General features: G+C 72.5%; 19 protein-coding genes. 9 read left to right on the top strand and 10 right to left on the bottom strand.

What is annotated here, in order from left to right; genetic code table 11:
* Positions 1-257 precede the first annotated feature (257 nt).
* Genes ABD323_RS21715 through ctaC form a run of 3 tightly spaced genes read right to left on the bottom strand, consistent with a single transcriptional unit; the run spans position 258 to position 3,309 of the window.
* Positions 258-674 carry a cytochrome c oxidase subunit 4 gene (locus ABD323_RS21715; protein ID WP_344443504.1) on the bottom strand — a complete coding sequence of 139 codons (417 nt, stop codon included), beginning with the start codon at positions 672-674 and terminating at the stop codon, positions 258-260.
* Positions 674-2,458 (bottom strand): aa3-type cytochrome oxidase subunit I, encoded by a 1,785-nt coding sequence (gene ctaD, locus ABD323_RS21710; RefSeq protein ID WP_344443502.1) that lies wholly within the window; start codon positions 2,456-2,458, stop codon positions 674-676. Before ctaD ends, ABD323_RS21715 begins: the two co-directional genes overlap by 1 nt.
* On the bottom strand, positions 2,455-3,309 hold the full coding sequence (gene ctaC, locus ABD323_RS21705; RefSeq protein ID WP_344443501.1) for an aa3-type cytochrome oxidase subunit II: 855 nt from the start codon (positions 3,307-3,309) through the stop codon (positions 2,455-2,457). Before ctaC ends, ctaD begins: the two co-directional genes overlap by 4 nt.
* A gap of 350 nt (positions 3,310-3,659) precedes the next feature.
* Between ctaC and ABD323_RS21700 the strand changes: the two genes are divergently transcribed.
* A complete protein-coding gene (locus tag ABD323_RS21700) occupies positions 3,660-5,072 on the top strand; it encodes a cysteine desulfurase/sulfurtransferase TusA family protein (RefSeq protein WP_344443500.1) in 1,413 nt (470 codons plus the stop codon).
* Between the two features lie 22 nt (positions 5,073-5,094).
* Here the strand turns inward: ABD323_RS21700 and ABD323_RS21695 are convergent, their stop codons facing one another.
* Entirely contained in the window at positions 5,095-6,069 is a 975-nt protein-coding gene (locus tag ABD323_RS21695; RefSeq protein ID WP_344443499.1) for a carbohydrate kinase family protein, read from the bottom strand.
* A gap of 290 nt (positions 6,070-6,359) precedes the next feature.
* Here ABD323_RS21695 and ABD323_RS21690 point away from each other — a divergent pair, with 290 nt between their 5' ends.
* Positions 6,360-6,578, top strand: a complete 219-nt coding sequence (locus ABD323_RS21690; RefSeq protein ID WP_344443498.1) for a hypothetical protein — start codon at positions 6,360-6,362, stop codon at positions 6,576-6,578.
* Positions 6,579-6,728: 150 nt separating this feature from the next.
* Positions 6,729-7,478, top strand: coding sequence for a hypothetical protein (locus tag ABD323_RS21685; protein WP_344443497.1), 750 nt, complete (start codon positions 6,729-6,731; stop codon positions 7,476-7,478).
* 146 nt (positions 7,479-7,624) lie between these two features.
* On the opposite strand, the gene erpA is transcribed toward ABD323_RS21685, so the two are convergent.
* The gene (gene erpA / locus ABD323_RS21680) at positions 7,625-7,981 is read right to left on the bottom strand and encodes an iron-sulfur cluster insertion protein ErpA (RefSeq protein ID WP_344443496.1); all 357 of its coding nucleotides are present in this window, start codon (positions 7,979-7,981) and stop codon (positions 7,625-7,627) included.
* Between the two features lie 264 nt (positions 7,982-8,245).
* On the opposite strand from erpA, the gene ABD323_RS21675 reads away from it, so the two are divergent.
* Positions 8,246-9,115, top strand: a complete 870-nt coding sequence (locus tag ABD323_RS21675; RefSeq protein WP_344443495.1) for a GNAT family N-acetyltransferase — start codon at positions 8,246-8,248, stop codon at positions 9,113-9,115.
* A gap of 55 nt (positions 9,116-9,170) precedes the next feature.
* Here the strand turns inward: ABD323_RS21675 and ABD323_RS21670 are convergent, their stop codons facing one another.
* Both ABD323_RS21670 and ABD323_RS21665 read right to left on the bottom strand, forming a co-directional pair.
* Entirely contained in the window at positions 9,171-10,538 is a 1,368-nt protein-coding gene (locus ABD323_RS21670; protein WP_344443494.1) for a pyridoxal phosphate-dependent decarboxylase family protein, read from the bottom strand.
* Positions 10,539-10,683: 145 nt separating this feature from the next.
* On the bottom strand, positions 10,684-11,148 hold the full coding sequence (locus ABD323_RS21665; protein ID WP_344443493.1) for an Lrp/AsnC family transcriptional regulator: 465 nt from the start codon (positions 11,146-11,148) through the stop codon (positions 10,684-10,686).
* 369 nt (positions 11,149-11,517) lie between these two features.
* Between ABD323_RS21665 and nadA the strand changes: the two genes are divergently transcribed.
* Positions 11,518-12,699, top strand: a complete 1,182-nt coding sequence (gene nadA, locus ABD323_RS21660) for a quinolinate synthase NadA (protein ID WP_344443492.1) — start codon at positions 11,518-11,520, stop codon at positions 12,697-12,699.
* A 107-nt stretch (positions 12,700-12,806) separates the two neighbouring features.
* Here the strand turns inward: nadA and pspAA are convergent, their stop codons facing one another.
* Both pspAA and ABD323_RS21650 read right to left on the bottom strand, forming a co-directional pair.
* Positions 12,807-13,100 (bottom strand): PspA-associated protein PspAA, encoded by a 294-nt coding sequence (gene pspAA / locus ABD323_RS21655; RefSeq protein WP_344443491.1) that lies wholly within the window; start codon positions 13,098-13,100, stop codon positions 12,807-12,809.
* Between the two features lie 34 nt (positions 13,101-13,134).
* Complete coding sequence (locus tag ABD323_RS21650; protein ID WP_344443490.1) at positions 13,135-13,938, bottom strand: PspA/IM30 family protein; 804 nt, start codon at positions 13,936-13,938, stop codon at positions 13,135-13,137.
* Positions 13,939-14,222: 284 nt separating this feature from the next.
* On the opposite strand from ABD323_RS21650, the gene ABD323_RS21645 reads away from it, so the two are divergent.
* Both ABD323_RS21645 and ABD323_RS21640 read left to right on the top strand, forming a co-directional pair.
* Positions 14,223-14,822, top strand: a complete 600-nt coding sequence (locus tag ABD323_RS21645) for a DUF3043 domain-containing protein (RefSeq protein ID WP_344443489.1) — start codon at positions 14,223-14,225, stop codon at positions 14,820-14,822.
* A gap of 263 nt (positions 14,823-15,085) precedes the next feature.
* Entirely contained in the window at positions 15,086-15,802 is a 717-nt protein-coding gene (locus tag ABD323_RS21640; RefSeq protein WP_344443526.1) for a class I SAM-dependent methyltransferase, read from the top strand.
* Positions 15,803-15,846: 44 nt separating this feature from the next.
* Here the strand turns inward: ABD323_RS21640 and ABD323_RS21635 are convergent, their stop codons facing one another.
* A complete protein-coding gene (locus ABD323_RS21635; RefSeq protein WP_344443488.1) occupies positions 15,847-16,047 on the bottom strand; it encodes a hypothetical protein in 201 nt (66 codons plus the stop codon).
* 106 nt (positions 16,048-16,153) lie between these two features.
* Between ABD323_RS21635 and cobU the strand changes: the two genes are divergently transcribed.
* Together cobU and ABD323_RS21625 are read left to right on the top strand one after the other, a co-directional pair.
* On the top strand, positions 16,154-16,774 hold the full coding sequence (gene cobU / locus ABD323_RS21630; RefSeq protein ID WP_425556100.1) for a bifunctional adenosylcobinamide kinase/adenosylcobinamide-phosphate guanylyltransferase: 621 nt from the start codon (positions 16,154-16,156) through the stop codon (positions 16,772-16,774).
* A 25-nt stretch (positions 16,775-16,799) separates the two neighbouring features.
* Positions 16,800-17,850: nicotinate-nucleotide--dimethylbenzimidazole phosphoribosyltransferase (locus ABD323_RS21625; protein WP_344443487.1), on the top strand; the 1,051-nt coding region annotated here is incomplete at its 3' end.

Below are 17,850 nucleotides of genomic sequence, written 5' to 3'. Positions count from 1 at the left end.
ACGGGCGCCCGGCGCCCTGGACGCCGCTCGTCCGTCCTCTTCTCCCGCCCTGCTGCACTGCTGTCGGCCACCGGAACCTCCTGAGGTTCGGACGATGTTTCAGATCGTAGGAACATCACCGCACCTCGGCCCCGGGGGCGCACCCCGCTGCACCCGCCCGAGTGAGGTCACCACCCGGTCGCCGCAGCAGAAGAGGCGGAAACGGCGGCAGGCCCCCTCCGAGGAGGGGGCCTGCCGCCGTCGTGCCGGGACCGGGACTACTGGTTGCGGTTCTCACCGCGGTAGAACTCGAAGACCCAGCCGTAGAGGCCGATCAGGATCATCGGCAGGGCCCAGTACATCAGCCACCAGCCGAAGATGACGCCCAGGAAGGCCAGCGCGCCACCGATCGCCAGGGAGAGCGGCTGCCAGCTGTGCGGGGCGAAGAAGCCCATCTCGCCGGCGTCGTCGGAGACCTCGGCCTCGGGGTTGTCGCCCGCGCCCAGGTCCACCCGGCGGGCCGTGAAGCCCAGGTAGAAGGCGATGAAGGCGCAGAGCCCGAAGGCCAGGAAGAGGGCCGTGGTGCCGGCCGCCTCCGTGCCGAGGGCGCTGTGGGTGGTCCAGACGCCGTACACGACGGCCATGATCAGGATGAAGGCGGCGAAGCCCGCGAAGATCTTGCCCTGCTCCTTCATCAGGCGTCGCCCTTCTTCTTCTCAGTCTTGACCGGCTCGGCCTGGTCGTACTCGGCGGGGATGACGCCCTCGAGGTGCTTGGCCAGGTGGCCGTGCAGCTCCAGGTAGTCGAGCGCGGCGATGTCCGGGTGGTGCAGGTCGAACGCCGGGGATTCCGACCGGATCCGCGGCAGGGTGAGGAAGTTGTGCCGCGGCGGCGGGCAGGAGGTCGCCCACTCCAGCGAGCGGCCGTAGCCCCACGGGTCGTCGACCTCGACCTTCTCGCCGTACTTGGCGGTCTTCCAGACGTTGTAGAGGAACGGCAGGATCGACAGGCCGAGCAGGAAGGAGCCGATGGTCGAGACGGTGTTCAGGGTGGTGAAGCCGTCCGAGGCCAGGTAGTCGGCGTAGCGGCGGGGCATGCCCTCCGCGCCGAGCCAGTGCTGCACCAGGAAGGTGGCGTGGAAGCCGATGAAGAGCGTCCAGAAGGTGATCTTGCCCAGGCGCTCGTCCAGCATCTTGCCGGACATCTTCGGCCACCAGAAGTGGAAGCCGGCGAACATCGCGAAGACGACGGTGCCGAAGACCACGTAGTGGAAGTGGGCGACGACGAAGTACGAGTCCGAGACGTGGAAGTCGATCGGCGGGGAGGCCAGCAGCACACCGGTCAGACCACCGAAGAGGAAGGTCACCAGGAAGCCGACCGTCCAGAGCATCGGGGTCTCGAAGCTCAGGCTGCCCTTCCACATGGTGCCGACCCAGTTGAAGAACTTCACACCGGTCGGGACCGCGATCAGGAAGGTCATGAACGAGAAGAACGGCAGCAGCACCTGGCCGGTGACGTACATGTGGTGCGCCCAGACCGTCACCGAGAGACCGGCGATGCCGATGGTCGCGGCGATCAGGCCGGAGTAGCCGAACATCGGCTTGCGGCTGAAGACCGGGATGATCTCGGAGACGATGCCGAAGAACGGCAGCGCGATGATGTACACCTCGGGGTGACCGAAGAACCAGAAGAGGTGTTGCCATAGCAACGCCCCTCCGTTGGCCGGGTCGAAGACGTGGGCCCCGAACTTGCGGTCCGCCTCCAGGGCGAACAGCGCGGCGGCGAGCACCGGGAAGGCCAGCAGCACGAGCACGGCGGTCAGCAGGACGTTCCAGACGAAGATCGACATCCGGAACATCGTCATGCCGGGGGCGCGCATGCAGATGATGGTGGTGATGAAGTTGACCGCACCGAGGATCGTGCCGAAGCCGGAGAAGGCCAGACCCATGATCCACATGTCGGCGCCGATGCCCGGCGAGCGGACGGCGTCGGAGAGCGGGGAGTAGGCGAACCAGCCGAAGTCGGCCGCGCCCTGCGGGGTGAGGAAGCCACCCACCGCGATCAGCGAGCCGAACAGGTAGAGCCAGTAGGCGAACATGTTCAGCCGCGGGAAGGCGACGTCGGGGGCGCCGATCTGCAGCGGCATGATCCAGTTGGCGAAACCGGCGAAGAGCGGCGTCGCGAACATCAGCAGCATGATCGTGCCGTGCATGGTGAACGCCTGGTTGAACTGCTCGTTCGACAGGATCTGGGTCCCGGGACGAGCCAGCTCGGCGCGCATGACGAGCGCCAGGATGCCACCGATCAGGAAGAACGCGAACGAGGTACCGAGGTACATCGTGCCGATCGTCTTGTGGTCGGTGGTGGTCAGCCACTTGATGATGGTGGCGCCCGGCTTGCGGGTGCGCTTGGCTCCGCCGGCCGTGACGGTGCCCCCGTGTGCTCCGCCGGCGGCGGCGGGCTCGTTGAGGATGGTCACTTCTCTTCACTTCCCATGGTCGTGATGCCCGAGGGCAACGCGCCGGCCTGGCCGATGGCCCGAAGCTGCTGCAGGTGAGCGACGTAGTCGTCGTGCGAGACGACCTTCACCTTGAAGAGCATCCGGTCGTGGTCCTGACCGCACAGCTCGGCGCACTTGCCGTCGAAGGTGCCGAGCACCGTCGGGGTGACCTCGAACTTGTTGACCACGCCCGGCACGACATCCATCTTCATCAGGAAGTTGATGGGCCAGAAGTCGTGGATCACGTCACGGGAGGTCAGGCGGAACTGGACCGACTCGTTGATCGGCAGCCAGAGCGTGGGGAGGTTCGCCGGCGTACCCACGTCGTAGGCGGCGGTGGTGCTGGTCGGGTCCGGGTTCTCGGTGTTCTCGTAGTTGAACGCCCAGTTCCACTGGAAGCCGACCACGTTGACGTAGTGCTGCGGCTTGGCCGAGGTCTGCGTCAGGGTCGCCTCGTCGCGCGCGACGAAGTAGAAGAGGACCGACACGATGACGATGGGGACCGCGGTGTAGAGCGCCTCGATGGGCACGTTGTACCGGGTCTGCGGAGGGATCTGGACACCGGTGCGGCTGCGCCGGTGGAAGATCACGCTCCAGATGATCAGACCCCACATCAGTGCGCCGACCACCAGTGCCGCGATCCAGGAGCCCTGCCACATCTGAAGGACGAGATGTCCAGTCGTGGTGACGGGGCTCGGGAGGCCAAGCCTGGGGAGGTCGTTGGCCGAGCAGCCGGTGGCGGTCGCGATGACGAGGCCCAGTGCCAGCGCCTGAGGCAGCTTCCGCCGCATCGTGCGCCGCGGCGAGCGGTCGGAGCCGTTGGGACTCACGTAGCGCCTTCCCGAAGTCTCGCCCGCGATCGCGTCGTCCCGGGGAGTACGGTGCGTCCCCCTGCGACCCGTCCACGGGCACGGTTTGAATGCTTATGCGGGCCAAACCCTACTCCAGCCTTATGCGCCCCTGACGGGCAGGTCCCGGTAACGCGCCGCCCCGCTACCCGATCAGCCCCGGCAAGGGCGGACTCGCAGGTCATCGTGGGCTTTCGGGGTCCGTACACCCGATCGGGGGACGGCTTTGCGGCAACCGGGTGACGGCCCGTCGAGGCCGGACGAACCGGACAAAAACCGTACCCGAACGGTGGTCGGCTGACAGGCCGTGAGACCCCGCTACGGTGGCGAACGTGTCCTACTTCGACGTGGCCTCCACCACTCCCCTGCATCCCGTCGCCCGGCAGGCGCTGATCGCCGCCCTGGACGAGGGCTGGGCCGACCCCGCGCGGCTCTACCGGTCGGGCCGCCAGGCCCGGATGCTGCTGGACGCCGCGCGCCGGACGGTGGCCGAGGAGCTCGGCGCCCGGCCGGACGAGGTGTCCTTCACCACCGGCGGGACCCAGGCGGTCCAGCTGGGCATGCTGGGCGCGCTGCGCGGGCGGCGCCGGACGGGCCGTCACCTGGTGCACAGCGCGGTCGAGCACTCCAGCGTGCTGCACACCGCCGAGCGGCACGAGGCGGACGGCGGCGAGCTGACCTCGGTGGGCGTGGACCGGCTCGGCCGGGTGGACGCCGCGCGCTTCGCCGCCGCCGTGCGCCCCGACACCGCGCTCGCGGTGCTGCAGAGCGCCAACCACGAGGTCGGCACCGTGCAACCGGTCGCCGAGGTGGCCGCGCTGCTGGCGGCCGCGGGACCGGACCGGGTGCCGCTGCTGGTGGACGCGGCGCAGAGCGCCGGCCGGCTGCCGGTCCCGGCCGGCTGGTCGCTGCTGGCCGCCAGCGCGCACAAGTGGGGCGGGCCGGCCGGCGTGGGGGTGCTGGCCGTGCGCAAGGGCGTGCGGTTCAACTCGCCGCTGCCGGTCGACGAGCGCGAGGGCGGCCGGGTGCCGGGGTACCCGAACGTGCCGGCGATCGTGGCGGCGGCGGCCTCGCTGCGCGCGGTGCGGGCCGAGGCCCGGGAGCGCGACGCCCACCTGCGCGCGCTGGTGGAGCGGATCCGGGCCCGGGTGCCGCAGCTGGTCCCGGAGGTGGAGGTGGTCGGCGACCCGGTGCACCGGCTGCCGCACCTGGTGACCTTCTCCTGCCTCTACGTGGACGGCGAAGTGCTGCTGAGCGAGCTGGACCGGGCCGGCTTCGCGGTCTCCTCCGGCTCCTCCTGCACGTCGAGCACGCTGACCCCCAGTCACGTGCTGGCCGCGATGGGCGTACTGACCGAGGGCAACGTGCGCCTCTCGCTGCCCCTCGACGTGACGTCGGCCGAGGTGGACCGCTTCCTGGCGGTCCTGCCCGACCTGGTCGCCACCGTCCGCGCGCCCCTGGGGCTGGAGCTGGCCGTTGCGGCTCCCCCCGCGGCTGCCCGGCAAGCACCACTCGTCATCGACGCGCTGGGCAAGCGGTGCCCGCTGCCGGTGATCGAGCTGGCGAAGCGGATCGGGGAGGTGGCGCCCGGCGACCCGGTGGTGGTGCTGGCCGACGACGAGGCCGCCCGGCTGGACATCCCCGCCTGGTGCGAGATGCGCGGCCAGGCCTACGAGGGCGAGGCCCCGGCCGCCGACTTCGGCGCCGACCGGGGCTCGGCCTACCTGGTGCGCCGGACCTCCTGAGGTCCGCGCGGGCCGGCCGGCGTCAGCCGAGCTTGCCGCGCAGCTCGGCGGCGGCCGCCTCGCCGTAGGCGGCCGCGAAACGCTCCACGAAGTGGCCGCTGCGCAGCTCGTACTCCTGGGTGCCGATCGTCTCGATCACCAGGGTGGCGAGCATGCAGCCGATCTGGGCGGCCCGCTCCAGGCCCAGCTCCCAGGAGAGGCCGGCCAGGAAGCCCGCCCGGAAGCCGTCGCCGACCCCGGTCGGGTCGGCCTTCTTCAGCTCGGGGGCGCACGGCACCGAGATGACCGGCTCGCCGCGGCGCTCGATCCGCACGCCCTTGCTGCCCAGCGTGGTGATCCGGGTGCCGACCCGCTCCAGGACCTGGGCCGCGCTCCAGCCGGTCTTGGTCTCGATCAGCGCGGCCTCGTACTCGTTGCTGAACAGGTAGGTGGCGCCGTCCACGATCTCGCGGATGTCGTCACCCTCCAGGCGCGCCAGCTGCTGCGAGGGGTCGGCGGCGAAGGCGTAGCCACGGGTGCGGCACTCCTGGGTGTGCCGCACCATCGCCTGCGGGTCGTCGGCGCCGATCAGCACCAGGTCCAGGCCGCCGACCCGGTCGGCGATCGGCTTGAGCTCGATGTTGCGCGCCTCGGCCATCGCCCCGGTGTAGAAGGAGGCGATCTGGTTGTGGTCCTCGTCGGTGGTGCACATGAACCGGGCGGTGTGCCGGGTCTCGGAGATGTGCACCGAGGCGGTGTCCACGTTGTGCCGCTGCAGCCAGGAGCGGTACTCCTCGAAGTCGGCGCCGGCCGCGCCCACCAGGATCGGGCGCAGGCCCAGCAGGCCCATGCCGTAGGCGATGTTCGGCGCGACCCCGCCGCGCCGGATGTCGAGGGTGTCGACCAGGAAGGAGAGCGAGATGGTGTGCAGCTGCTCCTCGACCAACTGGCCGGCGAAGCGGCCGGGGAAGGTCATCAGGTGGTCGGTGGCGATCGAACCGGCGACGGCGATGCGCACGGATGGGCTCCTCGGTAGGGGAAGGCGGGGCAACCCCGCCACGATACCGGCCACCGCCCGCCGTCCAGGGCCGGTCCGAGCCGACGCCTCCCACCGGATTTGCACGCGGCGCGGTCGGCGTCAAGCGGCGGGGGACGATTTCCCGCCGTCGGGGCGACTACCTGCGGGTAGGGCTGGCCGGGTCCCGCCGGGCGGCCTAGGGTCGCGATCAGAACGGGCTGCGGCGGGCGACTCCGCCCCGGCCCGCGCCCGCGGCGACGAGGCCGCGGCCGTCGATCGGAGCGCATCACATGCTGCCCAGCCACTCCCCCGTCCAGGTCCCCGGCGCCCTGCTGGGCGAGGCCGATCCGGACACCCTCGACGCCCTGCTGGACTCCTCCCGGCGGATGGGCCTGTTCTGGCCGGTGCTGGCCACCGGTCCGGAGCCCGTCAGCCGGGCCGTCGGCAGCATCTCGGTGCCCGCCAGGACCCGGGACCTGGTGGCCGGGATGGCGGAGTTCGGCCTCTGATCCCGTCCCCCCACCCGCATCCGCGAGCCGTGCGACGCCCTCCCCCGGCAGCCTCCTCCGCCGCCGGGAACCGGATCCCCCCGTGCCACGTCACATCCGCGCAGCCACAGCTGCCGTAGGGATCCGTAGAACTCTGGAGGACGTCGCACCATGGACGACAACACCACCACCGAGCCGCAGCACCGCTCCACCGTGACCCGCACCGGTCGGCGCCGGCGCAGCGTGGTGGCCGCCGCGCTGCTGCTGGCCGTCACCGCGACGGTCAGCGCCTGCGGCAGTTCCGGCGGCTCGAAGGCGAGTGCGGGCGTCTCGGCGGCCTCCCCCTCGACGGGTGCGAGCAGCGCGGCGCCCAGCGCGCCCGCCGACTCCTCCAGCCCCTCGGCCCCGGCCGCCGGCGCCACGCCCAGCGACGGCGCCTCGCCCGGTACCGGCTCGGGCGGCTCGACGGGCGGCGCGACGAACGGCGGCGGCTCCACCACCTCGACCGCGCCGACCGGGCCTGCCACCGCGCCGACGCCGGTCCAGCCCGCGCCCGGCCGGCCCACGAGCACCCCGGCGCCCGGCAGCCCGCCGCCGCACGGCGGCATCGCGCTCACCCCGATCAAGCCGGTCAGCTACCTCACCCAGAACAACCAGCTGACGGTCTTCTTCTTCGCCGGGGTCTGCGCCAAGTACGGGGTGAAGGTCGACGAGAGCAAGGCCGGCCAGGTGGGCGTGCGGGTGGTCATCACGCAGAGCGCGCCGGCCGGGGAGGCCTGCCCGGCGCTGGAGAAGCAGCAGGGCGCGACCGCCGACCTCGGGCACGCGCTGCAGGGCCGCGCGGTCGTCGACCTGGCCACCGGCGCGGACGTGCCGCTGGAGGCGGTGCCCAACGGCGGCCCGGTCAGCTCCGGCAACTGAGCCCCGGCAACCGAACTCCCGCGCCCGGGCTCGCGCGGCCGAACCGGCGACGGAACGACGACGAGGCGGCCCCCGGAGGATTCCGGGGGCCGCCTCGTGGGCTGGGCCGGGCTGGGCCGGGTGAACCGGCCGGGCCGACCGGCCGACTAGCTGAACGAGTCGCCGCAGGCGCAGGAGCCGGTCGCGTTCGGGTTGTCGATCGTGAAGCCCTGCTTCTCGATGGTGTCCACGAAGTCGACGGTGGCGCCGCCGAGGTAGGGGGCACTCATCCGGTCGGTGACGACCTTGACGCCGTCGAAGTCCTTGACGACGTCGCCGTCGAGCGAGCGCTCGTCGAAGAAGAGCTGGTACCGCAGGCCCGAGCAGCCACCGGGCTGCACGGCGACGCGCAGCGCGAGGTCGTCGCGGCCCTCCTGATCCAGCAGGCCCTTGACCTTGGCCGCGGCGGCATCGGTAAGGAGCAGACCACTCTCGACGGTGGTCTTCTCGTCCTGGACGGTCATCTGCTTACTCCCGGTCTGTGACGACAAACTGCCGCCAGTGCCAACCAGCGGCCGCCCGGATTGATTCCGGGCAGTTGATCCGTGTTACCTGGGCGGCCTTCGCTCAGCGCTCGTCCGCGTCCCGGTACACCCATGCTCGCACACAGCCGGGCACCGGTCATCGTCCGAGCGCCGCGGCCGGCCGCTCACCGGGCCGCGGACGCGCGGGGGACGGATCCACCGAACGGGGGGCGGACCGGGCCCGCCGCCAGCCAGGATGGTCCGATGATGCTCCGCCGAGTCCGTGACAGCCAGGCCGACGCCCAGACCGTCCTGGAGATCAGCACCGCCGCCTTCGGCGTCCCGCCGGGCGCGCCCGCCGACCCGCCGGCGCCGGCCGCCACCGTCCTGCAGCTGGCCCGTACCCGGCACCTGGCGGCCACCGACCCGGACGGCTGCTGGCTGGCCGAGGAGGACGGCCGGGCGGTGGGCTTCGCCCTCTCGGTGCGGCGCGAGGGGGTCTGGATCCTGTGCCTGCTGGCGGTCCTGCCGGACGCGCAGGGCAAGGGGGTGGGCCGGCTGCTGCTGGACCGGGCCGCCGAACACGGCCGCGGCTGCCTGCGCGGGATGATCGGTTCCTCCGACGACCCCGCGGCCGTCCGTCGCTACCGCAGGGCCGGCTTCACGCTGCACCCCACGATGCGCCTGGAGGGCCCGGTGGACCGCGCCGGGCTGCTGGACGCCGGGGACATCCCGGTCCACCCGGGCAACGCCGGCCACCGGCACCTGCTGGACTCGGTGGACCGCCGGCTGCGCGGCGCGGCGCACGGGCCCGAGCACGACTTCATGCTGGCCCACTACGACGAGCTGCTGATCGCCGACACCCTGGCCGGCAGCGGCTACTGCTACCGGCTGGGCGGCGAGGTGAAGCTGCTGGCGGCGACCTCGCGCCGGCTCGCGGTGCGGCTGCTGCGCGAGGCGCTGGCCCGGGTGCCGCAGGGCACCGACGCGGTGCTCAGGTTCGCCACCGCCGAGCAGGAGTGGGCGGTGGACGTCGGCCTGGAGCTGGGCCTGAGCCTGCGCAACGCCGGCTTCCTGGCGCTGCGCGGCATGCGCCCGCCGGCGCCGTACCTGCCCAACGGCGCCTTCCTGTGAGGCGCCCGCCCACCCGGGGCGGGCGGACGGGCGGGCGGACGGACGCCGGTGGTGCTCAGGCCATCGTGTCGAGGATCTCGCGGACCATCTCCATCGTGGTGCCCGGGTGCAGGAAGGCGAACCGGGCGACGGTCTCGCCGTCCCAGCCGGTCGGCGTGACGAAGCCGACCTGGTCCGCGAGCAGGCGCTGCGACCAGGCGTAGTACTCCTGCTCGCTCCAGCCGGTGCGGCGGAAGCAGACCGCGGAGAGCTGCGGGTCGTGCAGCAGCTCCAGGTGCTCGGTCTCGCGGATCAGCTGGGCGCTCTCGCGGGCCAGCGTGAGGCCGGCCTCGATCGCGTCGGTGTAGGCCGCGGTGCCGTGCACCGCGAGCGAGAACCAGAGCGGCAGGCCGCGGGCCCGGCGGGTGAGGTGGTAGGCGTAGTCGGTGGGGTTCCACTCGTCGCCCTCGTGGTGCAGCACGTCCAGGTAGCCGGCGTCCTGGGTGTGCACCGACTTGGCCAGCCGCGGGTCGCGGTAGACCAGCGCGGCGCAGTCGAAGGGCGCGAAGAGCCACTTGTGCGGGTCGACGACGAAGGAGTCGGCGTGCTCGATGCCGTTGTAGCGCTCGCGCACCGAGGGGGCGAAGAGGCCCGCGCCGCCGTAGGCGCCGTCCACGTGGAACCACAGGCCGCGCTCGCGGGTGACCTCGGACAGGCCCTGCAGGTCGTCGATGATGCCCTCGTTGGTGGTCCCGGCGGTGCCGACCACCGCGATCACCGTCTCCGGGTTCGGGTCCGCGGCCAGCGCCGCGCGCAGCGCCTCGCCGGTGAAGCGGCGGTCCACTGTGGGGACCTTGAACGCCTCGACGCCGATGATGTTGAAGGTGTTCTTGACCGAGGAGTGCACCTGGTCGGCCACCGCGATCCGCAGCCGGGCCTCGGGGCCGACCCCCAGCCGGCGCCGGGCGGTGTCCCGGGCCACCACCAGCGCGGAGAGGTTGCCCGCCGAGCCGCCCGAGACGAAGGTGCCACCGGCGGACTGCGGCAGACCGGCGCGGTCCGCTATCAGCCGCAGCACCTGGTTCTCGGCGGCGATCGCGCCGGCCGCCTCCAGCCAGGAGATGCCCTGCAGCGAGGCGCAGGAGACCACCATGTCGAAGAGCAGGGCGGCCTTGGTGGGCGCGCACGGGATGAAGGAGAGGTAGCGCGGGCTGTCGGCGGAGATCACCGCGCGCGACAGCTCGTGGTCGTAGAGCTTGAGCACGTCCGCGGGGGCGTTGCCGTGCTCGTTCAGCAGGCCCGCGAGGTGCGCGCGCAGCTGCTCGCCGTCGCCGGGGTGGTCGAGCGGCACCGGGTCGTACTGGAGACGCTCGCGCATGTAGCCGAAGACGAGGTCGACGAGCTCGTTGTCGGGCTGGTGCATGCGGTGGGGTGCCGTACTCACGGGGTGCTCCTTCGGCTGTGAACTGCTGATCAGCCTAGGCAGCAGGCGGCTGCGCCCGCGCGTCCGAACCCGCCGGTTCGGGCAGCTTTCGAGCGTGTTCGGCGCCGGGCGCGCAGCTTTCCTGCGTCGGCCCGCGGTCGGCCGATCAGCCGATCAGCCGGGAGAGCACCACCGAGCTGCGGCTGCGCTGGACGCCGGGTTCCCGGCGGATCCGCTCGATCACCGCCTCCAGGTGGCGGGTGTCCGAGGCGCGCAGATGGACCAGCGCGTCCGGGTCGCCGGTGACCGTCCAGGCCGCGACCACCTCGGGGAACTGGCGCAGACTGGCCAGGATCTCCTCGGGCGCGGTGCGCTCGCGGCAGTAGACCTCGACGAAGGCCTCGGTCTGCCAGCCGAGCAGCTCCGGGTCGAGCACCACGGTGAACCCGCGCACCACGCCGCGGGACCGCAGCCGGTCGATGCGGCGGCGCACGGCGGTGGCGGAGAGGTTCGCGAGCAGGCCGATCTCGGCATAGGAGGCCCGCCCGTCCCGCCCCAGGTGGGCCAGGAGCAGCCGGTCGGTCTCGTCGAGGGAGACACCGCCCGGGTCGGACGGTCTGCTGGTGCTCATCGGTGCGGGGTCTCCACGGATCGGGCTCGGGCGCGCTTACCGGTCCATTCTCCCGGAGTCCGCTGCTCAGTCCACTGTCGGCGACCGGGTTGATCGTTTCTTCGGCCCGGCCCCTCTCCAGCCGGCTTCGAGCCCGCTTCCGGGCCGGGCGCGGACGCTCTGCGGGCTCGGCGCCCACGCCCCGCGGGCCCGGCACGGCGACCCCGCGCACCCCCGAGGGGCCGCTCGGCTGGGAGGACGTCCTGTCGAGACGATCGCGTCACATCGACACGATGTCCATCGTCAGAGTGACGCGAACGAGTTATGATAGATAGCGTCAGATAGACGAGAAGGCTGGGAGTGTCCGGCCGCACAGGAGGGCACCCGCCCGTGACCACCACCGTTGACACCAGCTTCGCCGAGCCGACCCAGACGCCGCTCGCCCTGCTCCTGCTCGGCCGCCAGGCCGACCCGAACAGCGAGCGCGGCGTGGAGTGCCCCGGCGACCTGCCGCCCGCCTCCGACCCGGACCTGGTCGAGCGCGCCCGCGCCGCCAAGGCGGAGCTCGGCGACCGCGTCTTCATCCTGGGCCACCACTACCAGCGCGACGAGGTCATCGAGTTCGCCGACGTCACCGGTGACTCCTTCAAGCTCGCCCGCGACGCGGCGGCCCGCCCGGAGGCCGAGTACATCGTCTTCTGCGGCGTGCACTTCATGGCCGAGTCCGCGGACATCCTCACCGGTCCCGCCCAGCAGGTGATCCTGCCGGACCTGGCGGCCGGCTGCTCGATGGCCGACATGGCCACCGCCGAGCAGGTCGCCGAGTGCTGGGACGTGCTCACCGAGGCGGGCGTGGTGGACGTCACCGTCCCGGTCTCGTACATGAACTCCTCCGCCGACATCAAGGCCTTCACCGGCCAGCACGGCGGCACCATCTGCACGTCCTCCAACGCCAAGCGCGCCCTGGAGTGGGCCTTCGAGCAGGGGCAGAAGGTGCTCTTCCTGCCCGACCAGCACCTGGGCCGCAACACCGCGGTGCGCGAGATGGGCCTCTCGCTGGACGACTGCGTGCTCTACAACCCGCACAAGCCGAACGGCGGCCTGACCGTCCAGCAGCTGCGGGACGCCAAGATGATCCTGTGGCGCGGGCACTGCTCGGTGCACGGCCGCTTCACCGTGGACTCGGTCGAGGAGGTCCGCGCGCGGATCCCCGGCGTGACCGTGCTGGTGCACCCCGAGTGCCGCCACGAGGTGGTCGCCGCCGCCGACCAGGTCGGCTCCACCGAGTTCATCATCAAGGCCCTGGAGGCCGCCGAGCCCGGCTCGAAGTGGGCGATCGGCACCGAGCTCAACCTGGTCCGCCGGCTCGCCAAGGCGCACCCGGACAAGGAGATCGCCTTCCTGGACCGCTCGGTCTGCTTCTGCTCGACGATGAACCGCATCGACCTGCCGCACCTGGTCTGGGCGCTGGAGTCGCTGGTCGAGGGACGGGTGCCGAACGTGATCACGGTGGACCCGCAGACCGAGAAGTACGCCAAGGCCGCGCTGGACCGGATGCTGGCGCTGCCGTAGCGGCGCCGGGCGGGACCGGGGCGCCTGGCCCGGGTCCCGCCCACCGGCCCGGCCCACGCGTGAGGGGCGGCACCCGTCGGGTGCCGCCCCTCACGCGTGGTGGCCGCCTACTCCGGCAGACCCGGAATCAGCCCGTCGCCCTCGGTCCGCAGCAGTTCGCGGACCTGGTCGATGGTCGCGCCCTCGTCCGGCAGGATCAGGTCGGACGGCTCGAGCGAGTCGTCCGGCACCGCACTGCCGACCTCACGGACCGCCGCGAGCAGCTGGCCCAGGGCGCTCTGGAAAGCCGACTCGTCCCCCGAGTCCAGAGCGGTGAGCAGCTCGTCGTCGAGCTGGTTCAGCCGGTTCAGGTGCTCGTCCCCCACCTGGAACTGGCCCTCACCCATGATCCTCATGATCATGTGGCGTTTCTCCCTGCTGTCGAAACGGGCGCTCTTACTTGTGGTAGTTGATGGTCGGCGGCGGGGTGTCCTGCTGCGCCTGGCCACCCTGCGGCTGCGCGGCGCCACCGCCGTGACCCTGCTCGATCGCCGCCGGACCGGAGCCGCCACCGAGCTCGGCCTTCATCCGGGCCAGCTCCAGCTCGACGTCGCTGCCGCCGGCCACCCGCTCCAGCTCGGCCTCGATGTCGTCCTTGCGACCCAGACCGCTGGAGTCGTCGAGCGCGCCCGAGGCGAGCAGCTCGTCGATCGCACCGGCACGGGCCTGCATCTGCGCGGTCTTGTCCTCGGCCCGCTGGATCGCCAGGCCGACGTCGCCCATCTCCTCCGAGATCCCGGAGAAGGACTCCGCGATCCTGGTCTGCGCCTGGGCGGCGGTGTAGGTGGCCTTGATGGTCTCCTTCTTGGTGCGGAAGGCGTCCACCTTGGCCTGCAGTCGCTGGGAGGCGAGCGTGAGCTTCTCCTCCTCGGCCTGGAGCTGCTGGTACTGCACCTCCAGGTCGTTGATCTGCGACTGCATCGCCGACTTGCGGGTGAGCGCCTCGCGTGCGAGGTCCTCGCGGCCGAGCGACAGCGCCTTGCGGCCCTGGTCCTCGTACTTGGCGGACTGCTGCTGGAGCTGGGTCAGCTGCAGCTCCAGACGCTTGCGCGAGGTGGCGACGTCCGCCACGCCCCTGCGCACCTTCTGCAGCAGTTCAAGCTGCTTCTGGTACGAGTAGTCGAGCGTTTCGCGCGGATCTTCTGCACGGTCCAGGGCCTTGTTGGCCTTGGACTTGAAGATCAGCCCCATACGCTTCATGATTCCGTCGCTCATGGGCCTCGGGTGCCCCCTTCTCCGGCCTGCGGTTTCTATCTCGTACCAAATCTAGTGCGAGTGTATGTGCAGCGGGGCCATCACCGCAGTACACCTACCTGCAACAAGACTGCTACGGATATGGGTCCTCCACCTCATCCCCTGGGTGGATCCGCGGCCCCACCCTCCTCAGGGCCGCCCCTGGCCTGCCGGGCTGACGTGCGGGATCGATACCGGTTCGGTTCCTGCGGCACCGAGGGGACACCGCGGCCAGCACGTACGCTTGTCATGTGTTCCGACGCCGTTCAGATGATGCCCCCTCCTCCGCCACCGCGCTGGCCGAGCAGGATGACGCGACCCAGGCCCGCGACCCGCAGGCCAAGAAGGGCCGCCCGACGCCCAAGCGCATCGACGCCCAGGCGAACCGTCGCACCCGTGTGACGGTTCCCAAGGACCGCAAGGCGGCTGCCAAGCAGTCGCGCGAGCGGATGCGGGCCGAGCGCGAGAAGCAGCGCCAGGCGCTGCTCAACGGGGACGAGCGGGCGCTGCCCGGTCGCGACCGGGGCCCGGTGCGCCGCTTCGCCCGTGACTACGTGGACTCCCGCTGGTCGCTGGCGGAGTTCTTCCTGCCGTTCGCGGTGCTGGTGCTGGTGCTCAGCCTGGCCCAGGTGCAGTCCCTGCAGGTCCTCTCCACGCTGCTCTTCCTGCTCTTCTTCGTCCTGGTGGTGCTGGACTTCCTGCGCCTGGGCCTGGGCCTGCGCAAGGCGCTGGCCAACCGGTTCCCGGGCCAGAACACCCGTGGCGCCGTCGGCTACGCCCTGATGCGCCTGCTGCAGATGCGCCGGCTGCGGCTGCCCAAGCCGCAGGTGAAGCGGGGCGAGCACCCCTGACCGCCCAGCCGCTGCCGTACGACTGGTCCCCCGCCCCTGCGGGGACCGGTCGGTACGCGTTGCCCGGGCAGACCGGCGGGGAGCACGACCGCTCCTCGTACGAGCGCCAGCCGTACGAGCGCGAGCCGTACGAGTCGGCGCCCGCCGGGCCGCCGCACGGGTACGGCGGGGCCGGTCTGCCGGCCCGCAGCGGCTCCTTCGCCGGCGGCGCGGGTGCCTGGCTGGAGCGGCAGGGCGGCCTGCACAACCTGGTCCGCCAGGAGATGGTGGCCCGCCAGCTGCACGAGCGGATCGCGGCGCACTTCGGCGAGCGGGCGGCGGTGGCCCCGCTGCGGGTGCTGGACGTCGGCTGCGGCCAGGGCACCCAGGCGCTGCGCCTGGCCCGGGCCGGCCACCTGGTCACCGGGCTGGACTCCGACCCGGTCACCCTGGGCGCCGCGCACGCGCTGCTCTGCGCCGAGCCGCCCGAGGTCCGCGAGCGGGTGCGCCTGCTGAGCGGGGACGGCCACCACTGCGGGCGCTGGTTCGGCCCTGGCAGCTTCGACGTCGTGCTCTGCCACGGCGTGCTGATGTACCTGCCCGACCCGGACCCGCTGATCGCCTCGCTGGCCCGGATGCTCGCCCCCGGCGGCCTGCTCTCGCTGGTGGCCCGCAACCGGGACGCGCTGGCCATGCGGGCCGGGCTGACCGGCGACTGGCGGGCCGCGCTGCAGGCCTTCGACTCCGACCACTACGCCAACCGGCTGGGCCTGACCGCCCGCGCCGACCGGCTGGCGGACCTGAGCACCACGCTGCGCGAGGTCGCGGTGCCGCTGCGGCACTGGTACGGGGTGCGGGTCTTCACCGACGCGATGCCGGACCACGCGGCCCCGGTGGACGGCCGGCAGCTGGGACAGCTGCTGGAGGCCGAGGACCGGGCCGGCCGCGAGGACCCCTACCGCCAGGTCGCCGCGCTGCTGCACCTGGTGGGCGGCAAGTAGCGCCACCAGGCACCGCAGCACCGGCCGCCACGCGGCCCGCGGGTTCAGCTCTCGCGCAGGCTCATCGGGTAGATCTCCCGGCCGTCCTCCAGCAGGACGACCTTCTCGACCCCGTCCGCGAGCAGCTGCTTCCACTCCTCGCCGATCCAGGACTCCGCGTCGCCCTGGTTGGAGAACTCCTCGATCCCGCCGGCCGGCGTGATGACCGCCCCGTCCGCCGCCTCGTACCGCCACGTGAAGACCATGCCCGGCTCCTCCCTGATCGCTGACCTGCCGTTCGGGCAGGCTACCGCGCAGGGATCAGGCTGCCCGCCGCCACGGCGCTCAACCCCGGTGCGCCAGGATGACCCCATGACTCGCACCCTGATCCTCGGCGGCGCCCGCTCCGGCAAGTCCACCCGGGCCGAGCAGCTGCTGGCCGACCACCGTGACGTGCTGTACGTGGCGACCAGCGGCACCCGCGGCGGCGACCCGGAGTGGGCCCGGCGCGTCGCGCTGCACCGCGAGCGCCGGCCGGCGCACTGGCGCACCAGCGAGACCTGCGACCTGGAGCGGGTGCTGGCCGACGACACCGACCCGGCGCCGGTGCTGATCGACTGCCTGGCCCTGTGGCTCAGCACGGTGATGGACGAGGCGGACGCCTGGAACGAGGAGAGCTGGCAGTCGAGGGGCGAGCCCGCGGTGCGCCGGCGGTGCGCCGAGCTGGCCGAGGCGTGGCGGCTGACCGGGCGCCGGGTGATCGCGGTCAGCAACGAGGTGGGGATGGGCGTGGTGCCGGCCACCGTCGCCGGGCGGCGCTTCCGGGACTGCCTGGGGCTGCTCAACATGGCCGTCGCCGAGGCCAGCGACCGGGTGCTGCTGGTGGTGGCCGGGCAGGTGCTGACGATCAAGCCGGACGCCGGCGCCGCCGCCGGCGGCCCGGCCGGGGCCGCCACCGTCCAGGCTGGGCCCGCCGCGACCCGGACAGCCTGAGCGGCGGTTGGTAATGTTCCGCCCGATGGACACCACCGTGGATCTCGATACCTTCGCCTCGCTCGTCGAGCGCCCCGACGACACGGCGCGCCGGGCGGCCGAGGAGCGCTGGCTCGCCCTGGACAAGCCGCACGGCGGGCTCGGCCGGCTGGAGGAGCTGGGCAGCTGGCTGGCCTCCGTGCAGGGCCGCTCCCCCGTGCGCGCGCTGACCGCCAGCAAGGTGCTGCTCTTCGCCGGCGACCACGGCATCGCGTCGCTGGGCGTCTCGCGCCCGGCCCCGGGGGCGGGCACCGTGCACCGGGTGCACGCGGTGCTGGACGGCAGCGCGCCGGTCGCCCGGCTGGCCCGGCGCTTCGGCGCCGAGCTGCGGGTGGTCGACCTGGCCGTCGACGCGGCGCCGGACGAGTTCCCCGCCGACGTCAGCCGCTACCGGGTGCGCCGCGGCTCGGGCCGCATCGACCTCGAGGACGCGCTGACGCCGGCCGAGGCCGCCGCCGCCTTCGCGGCCGGCATGGCCATCGCCGACGAGGAGGCCGACCTCGGCACCGACCTGATCGTCCTGGGGGACCTGGGGGTCGGCTCCACCACGGTCGCCGCCGTGCTGATCGGCGCCCTGTGCGGCACCGACGCGGCCGCGGTCTGCGGACGCGGCTCGGGCATCGACGACCGGATCTGGATGGTCAAGTGCGCCGCGATCCGCGACTCGCTGCGACGCGCCCGCCCGGTGCTCGGCGACCAGTTGGCGCTGCTCGCGGCCACCGGCGGCGCCGACTTCGCGGCGATCACCGGGTTCCTGCTGCAGGCCGCCGTGCGCAAGCTGCCGGTGGTGCTGGACGGCGTGGTCTCGGCGGCCTGCGCGCTGGTCGCCCAGCGGATCTCCTTCCGCGCGCCGGAGTGGTGGCGGGCCGGCCAGGTGACCGGTGAGCCGGCGCTGGCCAAGGCCTACGACCGGCTGACCCTCACCGCCCTGCACGACCAGCAGATCACCGCCGGCGAGGGCATCGGCGCGCTGATGGCGCTGCCGCTGCTGCAGGCCGCCTCCGACGCACTGGCCGAGGAGGGCTTCACCCCCACCC

The organism is Kitasatospora nipponensis (assembly GCF_039528135.1).
Taxonomy (GTDB): domain Bacteria; phylum Actinomycetota; class Actinomycetes; order Streptomycetales; family Streptomycetaceae; genus Kitasatospora; species Kitasatospora nipponensis.
This window is presented reverse-complemented; position numbering and strand designations above follow the sequence as displayed.